This window comes from Streptomyces sp. NPDC052043, assembly GCF_044548235.1.
In the GTDB taxonomy this organism is placed as follows: domain Bacteria; phylum Actinomycetota; class Actinomycetes; order Streptomycetales; family Streptomycetaceae; genus Streptomyces.
This window is the reverse complement of record NZ_JBIUBT010000003.1, coordinates 164,150-180,355: the sequence shown is the minus strand read 5'-3', so window position 1 is coordinate 180,355 and position 16,206 is coordinate 164,150. Positions and strand designations below refer to the sequence as shown.

General features: G+C 72.2%; 13 protein-coding genes. 7 read left to right on the top strand and 6 right to left on the bottom strand.

Going from position 1 to position 16,206, the window contains the following annotated elements; all coding sequences use genetic code 11:
- Positions 1 to 4: 4 nt before the first annotated feature.
- On the bottom strand, positions 5 to 1,039 hold the full coding sequence (locus ACIHCX_RS08670) for a sugar ABC transporter substrate-binding protein (RefSeq protein ID WP_400027935.1): 1,035 nt from the start codon (positions 1,037 to 1,039) through the stop codon (positions 5 to 7).
- Between the two features lie 287 nt (positions 1,040 to 1,326).
- Here ACIHCX_RS08670 and iolC point away from each other — a divergent pair, with 287 nt between their 5' ends.
- From iolC to ACIHCX_RS08640, 6 genes are all read left to right on the top strand, one after another.
- Positions 1,327 to 2,307: a 5-dehydro-2-deoxygluconokinase gene (iolC, locus tag ACIHCX_RS08665; protein ID WP_400027934.1), complete on the top strand. Its 981-nt coding sequence runs from the start codon at positions 1,327 to 1,329 to the stop codon at positions 2,305 to 2,307.
- Positions 2,308 to 2,319: 12 nt separating this feature from the next.
- Positions 2,320 to 3,198, top strand: a complete 879-nt coding sequence (locus ACIHCX_RS08660; RefSeq protein ID WP_400027932.1) for a deoxyribose-phosphate aldolase — start codon at positions 2,320 to 2,322, stop codon at positions 3,196 to 3,198.
- Between the two features lie 78 nt (positions 3,199 to 3,276).
- Positions 3,277 to 4,170: a 5-deoxy-glucuronate isomerase gene (iolB, locus tag ACIHCX_RS08655; RefSeq protein ID WP_400028661.1), complete on the top strand. Its 894-nt coding sequence runs from the start codon at positions 3,277 to 3,279 to the stop codon at positions 4,168 to 4,170.
- Between the two features lie 7 nt (positions 4,171 to 4,177).
- Entirely contained in the window at positions 4,178 to 6,061 is a 1,884-nt protein-coding gene (gene iolD, locus ACIHCX_RS08650; protein ID WP_400027931.1) for a 3D-(3,5/4)-trihydroxycyclohexane-1,2-dione acylhydrolase (decyclizing), read from the top strand.
- Between the two features lie 64 nt (positions 6,062 to 6,125).
- The gene (locus tag ACIHCX_RS08645; protein ID WP_400027929.1) at positions 6,126 to 6,911 is read left to right on the top strand and encodes a GntR family transcriptional regulator; all 786 of its coding nucleotides are present in this window, start codon (positions 6,126 to 6,128) and stop codon (positions 6,909 to 6,911) included.
- A 97-nt stretch (positions 6,912 to 7,008) separates the two neighbouring features.
- On the top strand, positions 7,009 to 7,551 hold the full coding sequence (locus tag ACIHCX_RS08640) for a GNAT family N-acetyltransferase (protein ID WP_400027927.1): 543 nt from the start codon (positions 7,009 to 7,011) through the stop codon (positions 7,549 to 7,551).
- A 12-nt stretch (positions 7,552 to 7,563) separates the two neighbouring features.
- Here the strand turns inward: ACIHCX_RS08640 and ACIHCX_RS08635 are convergent, their stop codons facing one another.
- Positions 7,564 to 7,974, bottom strand: a complete 411-nt coding sequence (locus ACIHCX_RS08635) for a VOC family protein (protein ID WP_400027925.1) — start codon at positions 7,972 to 7,974, stop codon at positions 7,564 to 7,566.
- A gap of 301 nt (positions 7,975 to 8,275) precedes the next feature.
- Between ACIHCX_RS08635 and ACIHCX_RS08630 the strand changes: the two genes are divergently transcribed.
- A complete protein-coding gene (locus ACIHCX_RS08630; protein WP_400027923.1) occupies positions 8,276 to 9,040 on the top strand; it encodes an alpha/beta hydrolase in 765 nt (254 codons plus the stop codon).
- Here ACIHCX_RS08630 and ACIHCX_RS08625 read toward each other — a convergent pair.
- From ACIHCX_RS08625 to ACIHCX_RS08610, 4 genes are read right to left on the bottom strand one after another with little or no spacing between them, the layout of a single operon-like run.
- On the bottom strand, positions 9,029 to 9,586 hold the full coding sequence (locus tag ACIHCX_RS08625) for an NUDIX hydrolase (RefSeq protein WP_400027921.1): 558 nt from the start codon (positions 9,584 to 9,586) through the stop codon (positions 9,029 to 9,031). The genes ACIHCX_RS08630 and ACIHCX_RS08625 overlap by 12 nt on opposite strands.
- A 5-nt stretch (positions 9,587 to 9,591) precedes the next feature.
- Entirely contained in the window at positions 9,592 to 12,840 is a 3,249-nt protein-coding gene (locus ACIHCX_RS08620) for a DEAD/DEAH box helicase (RefSeq protein ID WP_400027919.1), read from the bottom strand.
- Between the two features lie 34 nt (positions 12,841 to 12,874).
- Positions 12,875 to 15,718, bottom strand: coding sequence for a hypothetical protein (locus tag ACIHCX_RS08615; protein WP_400027917.1), 2,844 nt, complete (start codon positions 15,716 to 15,718; stop codon positions 12,875 to 12,877).
- Positions 15,715 to 16,155 carry a hypothetical protein gene (locus ACIHCX_RS08610; RefSeq protein WP_400027915.1) on the bottom strand — a complete coding sequence of 147 codons (441 nt, stop codon included), beginning with the start codon at positions 16,153 to 16,155 and terminating at the stop codon, positions 15,715 to 15,717. The genes ACIHCX_RS08615 and ACIHCX_RS08610 overlap by 4 nt, the downstream gene beginning before the upstream one ends.
- Positions 16,156 to 16,206: the final 51 nt, after the last annotated feature.

Below are 16,206 nucleotides of genomic sequence, written 5' to 3'. Positions count from 1 at the left end.
TCGCTCACCGGGTGCCCTTCGCGGCGAACGCCGCGATCCTGTCGACGTTGGACGTGTCGACGAAGGCCGGTCCGGTGAGCACCGGCTGTTCTCCGCCGCCGCTGTAGTTGCCGTTGTTCCTGTACAGCCACAGGCCGTCCACGGCCAGGTAGCCCTGGAGGTAGGGCTGCTGGTCGACGGCGAACTCGATGTCGCCCTTCTTGATGGCGCCGGTCAGCTCCTTGTTGAGGTCGAAGGTGGCGACCTTGGCCTTGCTGCCCGCGTCGCCCACCGACTGCACCGCGGTCATCGCGACCGGGGCACCGAGGGCGACGACGTGGTCGATGGAGCTGTCCTGCTTGAGCTTGGCGGTGATCGTCGACTTCACCGACGGCCTGTCCGCGCCGTTGACGTAGAGGTTCTCGACCGAGCCCCGGAAGGTCTTCTTCACGCCGTCGCAGCGCTGGGTCAGGCCGACGTTGCCCTGCTCGTGGATCACGCAGACGGCCTTCTTGGCGCCGACCTCGTTCAGCTTCTTGCCGAACGCCTCGCCCGCCACCGACTCGTCCTGGCCGAAGAACTCCAGCAGGTTGAGCTTCCTCCAGTCGTTCAGGCCGGAGTTGAGCCCGACCACGGGTATGCCGGCCTGCTCGGCCTTGGCCAGCACGTCGCGCATCGCGTCCGGCTTCGCGAGGGTGACGGCGATGCCGTCGACCTTCTGGTCGATGGCGTTCTGGACGAAGTTGGCCTGGGTGCCGGCGTTGGGGTCGGCGGAGTAGACGAGCTTGATGTTGTCCTTGGCCGCGGCCGCCTCCGCGCCCTTGCGGACGATGTCCCAGAAGGTGTCACCGGGCGCCTGGTGGGTGACCAGCGCGACCGTCATCCGGGGCGTGGTGGCCTTGCCCGCGGTGCCGCCGCCCCCGTCCCCGCCCCCCTCGGCCTTCTTTCCGCCCGAACCGCTGGAACAGCCTGCGAGGGCCAGGGCCGCCACCGCGGCCACGGCCACGGCCACGGCCACGACGGGGGCGACTCGGCGGGAGCGGCGAGAAGAGCGGTCCATCTTTCGTGCACCTCACTGTGGCTGGGAAAGCTCGGGGGGAACTCGGCGGAACTCAGGGAAACTCGGGGGAACTTCGGTTGGGACCGGATCCAATCCCCTGGCGCACCCGCTGTCAATACTTTGTCAAGACATCCGTTCACGAGCTGGTCCGAATGTCAGAACAAACGCTTGACAGTGGGACCGTCCGGGTCCTACATCTGGGAGGCGGCAGGTCCCGGGATCCGCGCCCCCACCGTGGCGGGGCGCCCTGGGGTCCGCACCCCAGCCCAGCTCGAGGAGCGTCGCGCATGGCAGAGCCCGTTGAGTCCGCTGAGTCCGCCCAGTCCTTCGACCTGATCACCATGGGACGCATCGGAGTCGATCTCTACCCCCTGGAGTCCGGCGTACCCCTGGCGCGGGTGGAGACCTTCGGCAAGTTCCTCGGCGGTTCCGCGGCCAACGTGGCCGTCGCCGCGGCCCGGCTCGGCCGTTCCACCGCGGTGATCACCCGCACCGGCGACGACCCCTTCGGCGCGTATCTGCACGAGGCGCTGCAGGGCTTCGGCGTCGACGACCGCTGGGTCACGCCGGTCGCCGCGTACCCGACCCCGGTGACCTTCTGCGAGATCTTCCCACCGGACGACTTCCCCCTGTACTTCTACCGCCGGCCCAAGGCCCCGGACCTGGAGATCCACACCGGCGAACTGGATCTCTCCGCCATCCGCGCGGCCCGGATCTTCTGGGTCACCGGCACCGGCCTGAGCGAGGAGCCGAGCCGCTCCGCCACCCTCGCCGCCCTGACGGCGCGCGGCAGGGCGGGCACCACCGTCTTCGACCTCGACTGGCGGCCAATGTTCTGGCCGGATTCCGCCGAGGCCCGCCCGTACTACGCCGAGGCGCTGGCGCACGCCACCGTGGCGGTCGGCAACGTCGACGAGTGCGAGATCGCCACCGGCGTGCGCGAACCCGAGGCCTGCGCCGAGGCGCTGCTGGCCGCCGGGGTGGAACTGGCGGTCGTCAAACAGGGCCCCAAGGGCGTCCTCGCCGTGCACCGGGACGGCACCCGGGCCGAGGTCCCGCCGGTGCCCGTCGAGGTCGTCAACGGCCTCGGCGCGGGCGACGCGTTCGGCGGCTCGCTCTGCCACGGCCTGCTGTCCGGCTGGGACCTGACGACGACCATGCGGTACGCCAACGCGGCCGGCGCCCTCGTCGCCTCCCGCCTCGCCTGCTCCTCCGCGATGCCCACCCGTGCGGAGGTCGACGGCCTCCTCGCGCGAGCCACTGCCTGAACGGAGCCTCCCTTGACCCTCAGCATCCCCGACCTCACCGCGGTCCGCGCCCGGCACCCCGAGGCCGTCGCGGAGGCGGCCGCGCGCCGGGTGCGCCGCCCGCTGATCGGCGACAGCGGCCGGCTGATGATCGTGGCCGCCGACCACCCCGCGCGCGGTGCGCTCGGCGTCGGCGACCGCGGACTCGCCATGGCCAACCGGGCCGACCTGCTCGAACGCCTGTGCGTCGCACTGTCGCGGCCCGGCGTCGACGGAGTGCTCGCCACCGCCGACGTCCTGGAGGACCTGCTGCTCCTCGGGGTGCTCGACGGCAAGGTCGTCATGGGCTCGATGAACCGCGGCGGCCTGTCCGGCGCCTCCTTCGAGATGGACGACCGCTTCACCGGGCACCGCGCCCGCGACATCGCCCGGCTCCGCTTCGACGCGGGCAAGCTGCTGCTGCGCATCGACTACGACGACCCGGGCTCACTGACCACCCTGGAGTCCACCGCGCGGGCCGTCGACGAGATGGCCGAGCTGCACCTGCCGGTCTTCGTCGAGCCGTTCATCGCGCGCCGCTCGGGCGGCAGGGTGGCCAACGACCTGTCCGCCGAGGCCGTCACCCGCTCCATCGCCATAGCGTCGGGCCTGGGCGGCACCTCCGCCTACACCTGGCTGAAGCTGCCCGTCACCGAGGACCCGGACGACATGGCCGAGGTCCTGCGGACCTCCACGCTGCCCGCCGTACTGCTCGGCGGCGAGATCGGCGACGACCAGGAAGGCGCCTACGAACGCTGGCGCAAAGCCCTCGAACTCCCCACCGTGCAGGGCATGGTCGTCGGCCGGTCGCTGCTGTACCCGGCCTCGGGCAGTGTGGAGAACGCGGTCGACACGGCAGTGAGCCTGCTGTGACCGAGTGAGTGGGTGACCGGGTGACCGGGGCCCTGCGGAACGGCCCAAGGAGGCATCTTCGTGACAGGAGGCATCTTCGTGACCAGTCCGTACCACCTCCCCGCCGGAAAGGCCCTCTCCGGGGCCTACGCCGTGGACGTGAGCCCGGAGTCCGCCGGCTGGGGCCACGCCGGCCTGCGCGTGCTGGAGCTGCCGCCGGGCGGCTCGCACACCTTCGACACCGGCGACAGCGAGTGGATCGTGCTGCCGCTCGCCGGCGGCTGCACGGTCGACGCCGACGACGACTTCGGCAGCGACACGTTCCGACTGACCGGCCGCGAGAGCGTGTTCAGCGGGGTGAGCGACTTCGCCTACGTACCGCGCGACACCCGCGTGACCGTCTCGTCCCCCGGCGGCGGGAGGTTCGCGCTCACCGGCGCCCGCTGCACCCGGCGCCTGCCCGCCCGCCACGGTCCGGCCGCCGGCGTACCGGTGGAGCTGCGCGGCACCGGCACCTGCTCCCGCCAGGTCAACAACTTCGGGGCCGCGGACGTCTTCGAGTGCGACAAGCTGATCGCGGTGGAAGTGATCACCCCGGGCGGCAACTGGTCCTCCTTCCCGCCGCACAAGCACGACGAGCACCGGCCGGGCGAGGAGTCGGTCCTGGAGGAGATCTACTACTTCGAGTTCGCCGGCCACGAGAGCACCCCCGGCCTCGGCTACCAGCGGGTCTCCCCGTCCGGTCACGGCCGCGAGACGGACGTGCTGGCCGAGGTGCGCGGCGGTGACGTGGTGCTGATCCCGGACGGCTGGCACGGGCCGTCGATGGCCGTGCCCGGCCACCACATGTACTACCTCAACGTCATGGCGGGACCGGACCCCGAGCGCGCCTGGCTGATCCGCGACCACCCCGACCACGCGTGGATCCGCGGCACCTGGCCCGAACAGCCCGTCGACCCCCGCCTGCCCCTGTACACCGCCCCTTCCCCGTGAGGTCACGATGAGCCACTCGACGATCCGCCTCACCACCGCCCAGGCGCTGGTGCGGTTCCTCGCCGCCCAGTACACCGAGCGGGACGGCGTACGGCACCGGCTGATCGCCGGCACCTGGGGCATCTTCGGCCACGGCAACGTGGCCGGCCTCGGACAGGCCCTGACGGAGGCGGGCGAGGACGCCATGCCGTACCACCAGGGCCGCAACGAGCAGGCCATGGTGCACGCGGCGGTCGGGTACGCCCGGCAGTGCGGCCGGCTGTCCACGCAGGCGGTCACGACGTCCATCGGACCGGGCGCCACCAACCTCGTCACGGGTGCGGCACTGGCCACGATCAACCGCCTGCCGGTGCTCCTGCTCCCCGGCGACTACTTCGCCTCGCACGCCGCCGACCCGCTGCTCCAGCAACTGGAGCACCCCGTCGAGGGGGACGTGTCGGTCAACGACACCCTGCGCCCGGTCTCGCGCTGGTTCGACCGGATCACCCGCCCCGAGGCACTGATCCCCTCCGCCCTGAACGCCATGCGGGTGCTGACCGACCCGGCGGAGACCGGGGCGGTGACCCTCGCGCTGCCGCAGGACGTGCAGGCGGAGGCCTTCGACTGGCCCGAGGAGTTCTTCGCCGAGCGGGTGTGGCGGGTACGGCGTCCCGCTCCGGACCCGGCGGAACTCGCCGACGCCGTACGGGCCGTGCGGGCCGCCCGGCGCCCGCTGGTCGTGGCCGGTGGCGGCGTCCACCACAGCGCGGCCGAGGACGCGCTGAAGGCGCTCGCCGACGCCACCGGCATCCCGGTCGCCTCCACCCAGGCGGGCAAGGGCTCGCTGCGCCACGACCACCCGGCCGACCTCGGCGGCATCGGCCACACCGGCACGGCCGTCAGTGACGACCTCGCCCGCACCGCGGACCTGGTCGTCGGCGTCGGCACCCGCTTCACCGACTTCACCACGGCCTCCGGCACGCTCTTCCAGAACCCGGAGGTCCGTTTCGTCAACCTCAACGTCACCGCGTTCGACGCCCACAAGCTGGCCGCCACGACCCTCGTGTGCGACGCGCGGGCCGGCCTCACGGCGCTCACGCGGGCACTGGCCGGGCACCGCGTGGACGCCGAGTACGAGGCCGAGTACCGCGCCGGGAAGCAGCGCTGGGAACGGGTGGTCGAGGCCGCGTTCGGCACCGGTGACGACAGTGCCGTACCGACCCAGAGCCAGGTGCTGGGCGCGCTGGACGCGGTCGTGGGCGACGACGACGTGGTGATCAACGCGGCCGGATCCCTCCCCGGTGACCTCCACAAGCTGTGGCGGGCCCGGTCCCCGCGCCAGTACCACCTGGAGTACGGCTACTCCTGCATGGGCTACGAGATCCCGGCCGCGATCGGGGTGCAGCAGGCCGCGCCGGACACGCCGGTGTGGGCGCTGGTCGGCGACGGCACCTACCTGATGCTGCCGACCGAGATCGTCACCGCCGTCCAGGAGGGCCTGCCCGTCAACGTGGTACTGGTCCAGAACCACGGGTACGCCTCCATCGGCGGCCTGTCGGAGTCGGTGGGCGCCGAGCGCTTCGGCACCGCCTACCGCTACCGGGCCGCCGACGGCTCCTTCACCGGCGCGCCCCTCCCCGTGGACCTCGCCGCCAACGCCGCCAGCCTCGGCATGGAGGTACTGCGGGCCAAGACGGTCGGCGAACTGCGCCGGGCGCTCGGCGCGGCCCGTGCCTCCGATCGCCCGACGTGCGTGTACGTCGAGACCGACGTCGAACGTCCCGCCCCGGCCGCTCCCCCGGCCGAGGCCTGGTGGGACGTGCCGGTGGCCGAGGTCGCCGCCCACGAGGCCGCCGTCCGGGCCCGCGTGCGCTACGACCGCGAGGCGGCCGCCCGCCGCCGCCACCTGTGAACACGCCCTGAAGGCAGACCACTTGAGCCCGTGTCCACCCAGCCCGACCCTGAGGGGTGCCGCCGTGGCGACGACCGGTGACCGGTCCCGTCCCGGGACCGTCTGTGCGCTCGACGCCCTGGACTTCGCCCTGGACCGGAACAGTCCGGTGCCGTTGTACCACCAGTTCGCCCAGCAGTTGGAGGCCGCGATCGAACACGGGCTCCTCACCCCGGGGAACCTCCTGGGCAACGAGATGGACCTGTCCGCGCGGCTGGGCCTGTCCCGCCCCACGGTCCGCCAGGCCATCCAGTGCCTGGTCGACAAGGGCCTGCTGGTACGGCGGCGCGGCATCGGCACACAGGTCGTGCACAGCACGGTCAGGCGCTCCCTGGAGCTGAGCAGCCTGTACGACGACCTGGAGGCGGCCGGGCAGGGACCGACCACCAGGGTGCTGCGCAACGAGCGCGTGCCCGCGACCGCCGCCGTGGCCGCCGCGCTCGGCCTCGCGGAGGGCGGCGAGGTCACGGTGCTCGAACGGCTGCGGTGCACTCACGGGCGGCCGGTGGCGTTCCTGCGCAACCATCTGCCGGCGGTCCTGCTCGAACCGGACACCGCCCGGCTGGAGGCGACGGGCCTGTACCGCGTGCTGCGCTCGGCGGGCATCACCCTGCACAGCGCCCGCCAGACCATCGGCGCCCGCGCGGCCACCGCCGAGGAGGCCCTCCTGCTCGACGAACAGCAGGGCGCGGCCCTGCTCACCATGCAGCGCACGGCCTACGACGACACGGGCCGCCCGGTCGAGCTCGGAACCCATGTGTACCGCGCGTCCCGGTACACCTTCGACTTCCAACTGCTGGCGAGGTCCTAGCACCATGGCCTGGCCCCGTGACAGCCGCCGCAGCGCCAACCGGTGGCTGCCGCTTAATGGTTTGCCGCCGGCCGGACCGGTCGGATAGGAAGCTTGCATGTTAAGGGGCAGCAAGATCGGGCTCAGAGCCCGGCACGAGGACGACATCCCGATCCTGGAAGCCGAGCTCTACGACGACGTGGTCAACACCTCGCGCGCCGCGGGCCGGCCGTGGCGGCCGATCACCCCCGGCTCGCAGGAATCGCAGTTCGTGGTGGACGACACGGAGCAACGGCACGTCCCGTTCTCCGTGGTGGAGCTGGACGGAGGCACGCTGGTCGGCAGTGCGCTGCTGTGGAACATCGACGACCACAACCGGTCCGCGCACATCGGCCTCGGGCTGCTGCCGTCCTGCCGGGGCAAGGGCTACGGCACCGACGTGGTCGCGGCGCTGTGCCACTACGCTTTCGTCGTGCGCGGCCTGCACCGGCTTCAGATCGAGACCCTGTCGGACAACGCCGCGATGCTGCGCTCCGCCGAGCGCAACGGCTTCGTCCGCGAGGGCGTGCTGCGCTCCTCGGCCTGGGTGATGGGCGAGTTCCTGGACGACGTAGTCCTCGGACTCCTCGTCCAGGACTGGAAACCGGACGCGAAGGCCTAGGCTGCGGATGTGCTACCTGTTGGACCAGGTCCGCGTGGACAGCACCAACAGGTAGCCGTCCGGATCCTCGAGGGTTACGCCCCAGGTGTCCCAATAGGGGTTGTGAGCGGGCACCCGCTTCCCACCGTGCCGTTCGAGCCGTTCCACCAGGGAGTCGGGCACCGGCTCGCCGAGGTAGATCACCAGCAGGTCCTCCGGAGTCGGGCGCGGATCCATGGGGGCAGCGGGATCGTGGACGAGTTCCAGGTGCCAGGCGGCGTCGGGCCAGCCAACCATGAGAAGAGAGTGCCGGCCAGGAGTACCGTCCGCCGCGTGCCGGTACAGGACGTCGAGACCGAGACCCGAGACCCAGAAGTGTTCCGCCACTTGAAGGTCACGTGACGGGCGGGCGATGCGTATAGGAGCGGTGGCGTCAGCCGGCAACGTGCTGCCTCCTGTTCGGTGCGGCTCATCGTGAACCGGCGGGTGGTGAAGAGCCTAGAGAGCAAGTGATCGTCCGCCCATCGGGCGCTGGTCCTAGGTCTGTCACGCGGGCGGGCGAAAAGGGCTCGCCGGGGCGCTGATCGGGCTGGTAGCTTGCAGGTGACCGTGACGCCGCCCGAGGAGGTGAGACCCATGAACGCTGTATGGACGTGGGTGCTCCCCCTTTCCGTCACGGCCGGCGACTGACGTAGGTGCCGCCGGGAGCGCCTGGACAACAAGGCACTCCCGAAAGGCAACACCTGTGCATTCTCTGCAGTTCACCGCCGAGTCGTCGTCGAACGGCATGGTCGAGCGCGACTTCACCGTGGGCGACGTCCCCGGCGTTCTCTGGTCGCCGGCCCCCGGCACCGATCGCGCGCCGCTGATCCTGATGGGCCACGGCGGCGGCAACCACAAGAAGCATCCGGCGATGGCCGGCCGAGCCCAGCGCCTCGTGACCGGCTGCGGCTTCCACGTCGCCGTCATCGACGCGCCCGGTCACGGCGACCGGCCGCGCAGCGCGCACGACGAGCAGGAGATCGCCGAGCTGTACCGGGCGAGGGCGGCGGGCGAGCCGGAAGGACCGATCATCGTGCGTTACAACGCCCACCTGGCGGAGCTCGCCGTGCCCGAATACCAGGCGACCCTGGACGCGCTCCAGGAACTTCCGGAGATCGGCGCCGACGGACAGGTCGGCTACTTCGGCATCAACATGGGCACCGCGATCGGAGTGCCCCTGGTGGCGGTCGAACCCAGGATCACGGCCGCGGTCTTCGGTCAGCACTGGCCCGACGCGCTGGCCGAGAAGGCGAAGCGGATCACCGTCCCGATCGAGTTCGCCCTGCAGTGGGACGACGAGCACATCCCGCGCGAGGCCGGTCTCGCGCTGTTCGACGCCTTCGCCTCGAAGGAGAAGACCCTCCACGCCAACGCGGGCAGGCACAAGGAACTGCCCCGTTTCGAGGCCGACAGCGCGGTCCGCTTCTTCGCCCGCCACTTCGGCGGACCGCTCACTTCACCGGCCTGACCCGGACCTTGCCGGTCGACCCACCGCGCCTCGCGCGTCCGGCTGAGGTCCGGTCGGCCGGCTCAGGTCCTGGTACCGGTCGAATGCCTCTCGGGCGTCCGGAACGAACTGCTGCTGCCGTACGAGGGATGCGAGTTCCCTCTCGGTGACCCAGTCGTGCCAGGCGATTTCCAGGGCATTCGGCCGGACGACGGTCGTGATGACGACCTCGTGCAATCCAAGCCAATAGGGACTGATCGCGCCCGCGCACCGGAATGTGAAAACGAAGCGCGGGGCGGCCTGGACGCCCAGTTCCTCGGACAGTTCCCGGGCTGCCGCCTCTTCGTAGGACTCACCGACGTCGGCGGCACCGCCGAGCATCCAGTTGTACCGGCCCGGAAAGCGGACCGCGTCGTCCGGGCGGCGGTGGACGAGGAACCGTCCGCCCTCGTCCCGGCAGACGATCGTGGCGATGCGGTGCAGCCGACCCAGGCGAACCGCCTCGGCCCGGTCGACGACTCCCACTACCCGGTCCTGCTCGTCAACGTGGTCAACCAGTTCACCCATGGGGCTCAGCCTTCCTTCGCGGACCCGACGCCGTTGTACACCGCGAGCCAACCGGCGGCGAAGCGGTCGCCGCGGGTGAAGACCGCCGCCCCCCGTCGGCCCTTCGAGGGATCGTCGGGGTCCCTGAGCGGGTGGTCCAGGCGGGCCGATGTGCCGTCCGCCGCGTACCGGACCGTCGTGGCCCCGTCCCACAGGCAGATCACCGCACCGTGCGGGGCCTCAACGCGCAGGGAGCCGGGGCCGGAGGCGAACGCGGCGCCGGTGGCCCGCTGTTTCAGCAGGGCCCGGTAACGCTCCGGTGAGAGCGCGCTGTCGCGCGGCGGAGTGACGCCCGTCCAGTCCGGGGCGCCCACCCCCCGGTCCCGCGCGGCACGCCACATGCGCGGGACGAGGCGAGCGGCGAGCTGCGGCGTGGCCATGCGCCCGCACATCCACAGCAGCCGCCCGGCACCGCGGCCGGGCCCGAGTGTCCGCCAGCGGACGCGCTCGGCGAGGTCCGCGGCCACGACGGCCACCCACGGGTGGACGGTGCCCAGCTCGCCCTGGGCTCCCAGCCAGGCCAGGTAGCGCTGGGCCTCGTCCAGGATGCCGGTCAGACTGTCGGCAGGGATGCCGAGTACGTACCCGCCGCGGGCGGCGAACAGCCGCGGGCTCCTGGCGACCAGCAGCAGCACCGCGTGGGCCAGGTCGCCCGGCAGCAGCCCCTCGTCCTTGTCCGGCAGCCCCCGGTCGTGCTCCAGCCCTTCCGCGTGGCCCCGTTGGTGCAGCACCCGCCGCAGCGTGGCGCGCGCACGGTCGGTGAAGGCCGCTTCCGCAAGTTCGGGGAGCTGCCTGCTGAGCAGCTCGGTCAGGAGGAGTTCGGCGTGATCCGGCTCCTCCGGCACCCGCAATCCACCGACGCCTTCGGCCAGTTCGCGCGCGAGTTCGGCATCGACCATGAAACGGCTGGTCAGCGTGCCCAGTTCGGTGGCTTCCAGGAACTCCGCGCCCTGAGGGCCCGGGGAGATACGCAGGAATCCCGCCTCCCCCAGACAGAGCGCGGCGTCATGAAGCGGTTCGACGCTGTCGTGCCCCTGATGGAAGGCGAACGTGCCGGTCCACCAGTCCTCGGCCTCCTTCATCGAGCCCACCCGGCCCTGCACCACCTCGGCGAGAAGGTGGTTGGGCAGCCGGTCGCCGATGCGGGAGCGCACGGTGTAGCCGGCGGACAGCCGGGCCTGCCACTCGGGACGCTCCGTCTCGTCCGCCAACAGAAAGGCCCAGCCCTCCCGTTCTCCCGCGCCGACCCGCCCGGCGCGGCCGAACATCTGCTGCACCATGGACACTTCGATCCGGTTCCGGCCCAGCCGGACGTCGCGCACGACGACGGCGCGGGCGGGGAGGTTCACTCCGGCGGCCACCGTGGACGTCGCGACCAGGACGTCGATCTCGCGGGCTCGGAAGGCCCGTTCGGCCTCGCGTTTGAACGGCCAGTCGCGGTAGTGCAGTCCCACGCCGGCGCCGCCGCACAGACGCTCGACGAGTTCCGTGTCGTCCGCGTCGACGCCACGGATCGGCACACCCCGGTCGGCCGCGAGGGCGAGTGCCGTCGCACGCACCCCGCGCTTGCTGCTGCAGAAGACCAGCACGCTGCCGCCCTCGTCGGTGAAGGCCCGGGCCAGCCGCACGGCCGTGTCCGTGCGGGCCTTGACGGCCTGCGTGGACCGTACGCCGTCCCGCGGCACCGGAAGCATGGGGATCTGCCAGGTCAGCCGGGTGGGCCGCCACGAGGTCCGGATCAGCCGTGCCCCCAGCCACGCGGCGACCTGGCCGGCGTTGGCCACGGTGGCCGAAAGCCCGACGATGCGGGTCAGGGCACTGTCCTCGCGCACCCGCGTGAGCACCGCTTCCAGCACGGCGCCGCGCCCCGGATCGCCGAGGAGGTGGATCTCGTCGACCACCAGACAGCCGACCTCGGCAAGGGCACCGCCAAGTGATCCGTTCCGGCAGATCGCCTCGAACTTCTCGGTCGTGGCGACCCAGACGTCGGCCTCGCGGATCAGTTCGGTGTCGACGGCGTACTCGCCCGTGAGCCGGACGACCTCCAGCCCGTGCCGCCGCCAGTTCTCGAGTTCACGGTCGAGTTCGTCGGTCAGCGACCGCTGGGGGACGAGCCAGGCCGCCTTGCGCCCGCCGGCATGCGCCCGCAGCGCGGCGACCATGCCGATCGGCGTCTTGCCCGCGCCGGTCGGGGCGACGACGATCAGATGGTCGTCGCTCTCCATCACCGCCGGAACGGCGTCCGCCTGGGCGGGATTGAAGGTGGGGTACGGCAGCAGACCGGTCCACTCCTCGGGAACCAGGTCGGTCACCGGTACGTACGGGGTGTCGTCGGCGGCCGGAAGGTCCTTCAGGGCGTCCCACTGGGCCTCGAACGCGTCCCGGGCCGCGTGGGCCCCGGGGCCCTCGACGGGCACGGACGGCATCGGGGATCCATGGGCGGGGAACGCGCGGACCGGACGGGCCACCAGCCCCGAGGTGGTGCCGACGTCGGTCACGGTGCCGACCTGCTCGCCCTCGATCCAGTGCCGGGCGCTGCGCGACGGTATGCCCCGCGCCGTCAGGTGCGCGCGCAACTCGTCGAAGGCGGGGCCCTCGGGGAGGATGACGCGGAGGTCGTCGGCCGCCCACACGGCCTCCTCGGACGGTCGCCAGGCTGGGTCGGTCACCTTGCACCACATCAGGCGGCGCCGCTCGCGCTCCCTGGGCACCGGGAGGTCCGCGGGCCAGGCCGGTCCCGGGGAGGCGGCGATCACCCTGAGGGGGGTGAGGGGGGTGATGGTGACTCCGGGCTCCACGGGGCAGGGGCCGAGGAGCGCCTCCTCGACACTCGCCGCCGGCATCGGTTCCGTCACCTTCAGCCGTGGGGCCTCCAGTCGAGGGGCCTTCGGCCGTGGGTCCGAGGTCCTTCTCGCCGTGGGCCGCGGCCACAGCTTGTCGTAGGTCTTCACACCGAGGTCGGTGAGCGTGTACGCCTCCGGGCAGACCGGGCAGACGACGGCCACGTAGCGGTAGACGCGCCCACCCGATGCGTACGGTCTGCGGAGCGCGTACAAACGCCCGTCGCACTCCGGGCAGGCGCGGGGCACCTCCTCCTCGTAGCTCCACCCCGGTTCTGTGAAGCGGTCGATGAGCCGGTCGACCTGCAGCGCGACGCCCCAGCGCTCGCGGACGACTTCCACGACCGTCTGGCCGAACTCGGCCGCCTCCCCCACGGGTTCCCCCTGTCGGCCCGACTGGCCACGTGTGTCAATCGACGATGATGCCCGGGTAGCAGTGATCATGGTTCCATCCGGGCTGGATCGGGTAGCCGCAGTAGCAGAGCCCGGGCCGGGCGGGTTTGCCCTCGGAGCGGCGGCGCAGCGCGATCGCGAGCGGCTGCCGGGCCAGCCATGCCTCGGCGTCCTCGCCCTCCCAACGGCCCAGCGCCTCGGGGGAGACCGCGAGTCCGTCCACCAGCGCCCCGAAGAGGTCGTCGGCCTGCCGAAGGAGGAAGCGCAGCACGTTGCCGCAGTACCGGGGCTCCATGTCGTCGAGGCGGTGGCGGCGGTCCTGGGCGTCCTGCCAGACCTCGTCCTGGTTCAGGAGGGTCACATAGTGCTCCTCCAGGGTCCAGGACCGGGGTCCCGCGCCGGTCAGCCGGTCCTGGGCGGTCTCGTGGGCCTTGCGCGCCTTGCGCAGCGGCTCCTCGAACTCGGCGGCGGACCCCGCCGCGAGCCGCCGGCAGATCTCCACCGCCTCCCCGGTGACGGCCAGTGCCTCCGTCCCGTGTCCGCTCAGCGCGAGGTAGGTGCCGAGGTTCGTCAACGTCCCTGCCAGGGACGGCTCATGGGCAGCCGGGTGCACGGCCGCCAGCCGCCGCTCGATGCCGGCCGCCTCGCGCAGGGCGGCCAGCGCGTCGTCACGGCGGCGTGCGCCCCACAGGAACAATCCCAGGTTGCCCAGGGCCACCGCCAGGTCGGACTCCTCCACCGTCATGGAGCGGGTGAAACCGGACGCGGGGGACACGGGCCCGGCTGCCACGCGGCGTCGGATGATCTCGACCGAGCGCTCCGCGGAGGTGAGGGCGTCCGCCCAGCGACGCAACCGCCACGAGTAGACGGCTGCTTGGGCCAGCGTCATCGCCAGGCCCGGTTCGTAGACCGCCGGATCGATCACGGCCAGCCGTTGGAAGATCCCCATGGCCCGCTGGACGGTGCTCAGGGCCTCCTCCTGCCTGCGCTCCTGCGACATACCGTGGCCCAGGTGGGACAGGGAGAGCGCGAGGCCGGGCTCGTAGGCCGCGGGGTCGTTGGCGGCCAGTCCCCGGAAGATGCCGACCGCCTCCTCGGCGGCCCGGCGGCTGGCCCGTGTGCGATCCGCCCTGAAGGCGCACTCGCTCAACTGGGCCAGGGCAGTGGCGAGTTCGGGTTCGTACACGGCGGGGTCGGCGGCGGCCAGCCGCCGGAGGATGCCGACCGCCTGCTCGGTGGCTGCCACGGCGCCCTCCCGGTGCCCCGCCCGCGTCATCCGGAACCCGAGGTTCTGGTGCAGTCGGGCGTGTTCGGCCGGGTCGTCCGTGGCGGCGAGCCGATGACCGGTGAGGCGTCGGGTGAAGGCGTCGATCCCCGCGTCGAGGTCGACCTGGCCGTGCTGAGGAAGGTGCGCGTCGATCGCCTCCAGGACGGCGGGATCGAGGTCGACGGCGGCGAGCGCGCTCAGGGCCGCACCGCCCGCGGCGACGGCCAGGGCCGGGTCGCCGCGCAGCACGGCCTCCAGGTGCCGGACCGTGTGGGGCCAGCGGTGCGGCGCCGCCGCCGAGGCCAGGAACGTCAGCGCGCGGGCCGCGTACCCGGGCGGCGCACCCTCCCCGTCACAGGCTGTGAGCACGCCGACGGTGTCCGCCGCCCATGGGGCGGCGGGATAGCCGGTGGCTTCGTGCCCGGGCAGGCTCAGGGCGAGGAAGTCCTCGGCGAGGCGGTCGGGATAGAGCGGTTCCAGGACGGCACCGGGCTCCTGTGCCGGATAGCACGTGGTGTGGTCGGCCAGCAGCCGTCCGGGGTGCTCCAGGCTCAGGGCGTTCAGCAGTGCGGTGCCGTCCGCGTACGACGTGGCTCCGGTGAGGGCCGCGGTGAAGACCACGTGGCCCATGACGCTCGGCGAGGTCGCGTAGTCCAGGCCTTCCAGGCGGTTCTCGTGGAGCCTGGTCCAGTGCCGGCGTTCGCGGTCGAGCAGGTACGCGGACAGGCCCGCCATGTCCTTCGGGGGTCGGCTGCCCCGGGTGTGGGCGTCGACCGCCACCAGCGCGGCCATGTGCAGCGCCAGGACGAGCCCGAAGTCCGGCCCGCCCAGATGGTCGGGGGGTTCGACGGCGGTCGCGTCGGCGAGTCCGTAGCAGGCCGCGAAGCGGTCTCGGGCGACGGCGAACATGGCCCGCCGCTCCTCGAGTTCGCCGCCCCGCTCGTCGAGTGGGGGCAACGCCGAGTCGCCCGTCCCGGCTCCCGCCTCCTCCAGGGCGGACCGCACAGCGGGCCACGGGGCGACCGACCGGGCCAGCAGCAGCACCCGGGTCGGCAGCGAACGGTGGAGCAGCTGGTTGCTGAACAGCCATGTCAGATGGGAGAGGGGCCAGCGGTCCGCGTAGTCGACGATCAGCAGCAGTCCGGAGGCACCGTCAAGCCGCAGGTCCTGGCTTCCCGGGGACGGCTGGATCGTGCCGGAACCGTGGGCGGCCGTCACGACCTTCCAGCCCACCGCGGCACTGTCGGCAGCGAACTGGGCGGCCAGCCGGGTCTTGCCCTGCCCGCCGGGACCGTGCAGCCACGTGGCCGAGAGGCGCGGGCCGCCGCCGTCCCGCCATGCGGCCAGCGCGGTCCGCTCCCGGTCGCGACCGGTGAAGTCCACGACCTGGAAACGGGCGTTGAGCAGGCGGCTGGGCTGGGCGGTGAGCCACGCGGCGTCCTGCCCCGCAGGAACCGAGGCCGGGCCGTACTCGGAGAGCAGATAGACCGGGCCCCGGTCGGGGAAGACATGCAGGTCGGCGCCGACGACGCCGTAGCCGAAACCGTTCTCGACTCGGATGACCTGCCGGGACCCCGTACTCGTGCGGCTCACCGCGCGCCTTCGCCGCCGCCTCCCGGTCCGGGGGGAGCCTGGTGCACGACGACGTTGCCCCCTTGGACCGCGAAGACCTGACCGCCGTCCTTGGCGACGTTGTTCTGCACCCAGGCGCGCTGGCCGTCGGGCAGGCGGTCCCGGATCTCGCTGATCAGCTCCCGCAACTCGCCGACGGCCTCCGGGTGTTCGTCCAGCAGCGATTCCAGCTCCAGCTGCCACACGGGAAGCAGGCTCTGACGCACCCGCTCGGCATCGCGGGCCCGCGCGACAAGGGCCGCGTTGTTGTCCAGTTGGGCCTCGATGACCGTCTGCTGGCCCTCTCCCCGGCGGCGGAACAGCCTCGCGATCCCACCACGCGCGACCGCCCAGGAGTCCGTGGCCATGGCCCCGACCACGGTGGTTCCCCCGGCCAGGATCAGTTCTTCCAGCATCATGTCCCCCTCGCCCTACGATCCCATGATCCCTGCCCTGAACGGACATTATCC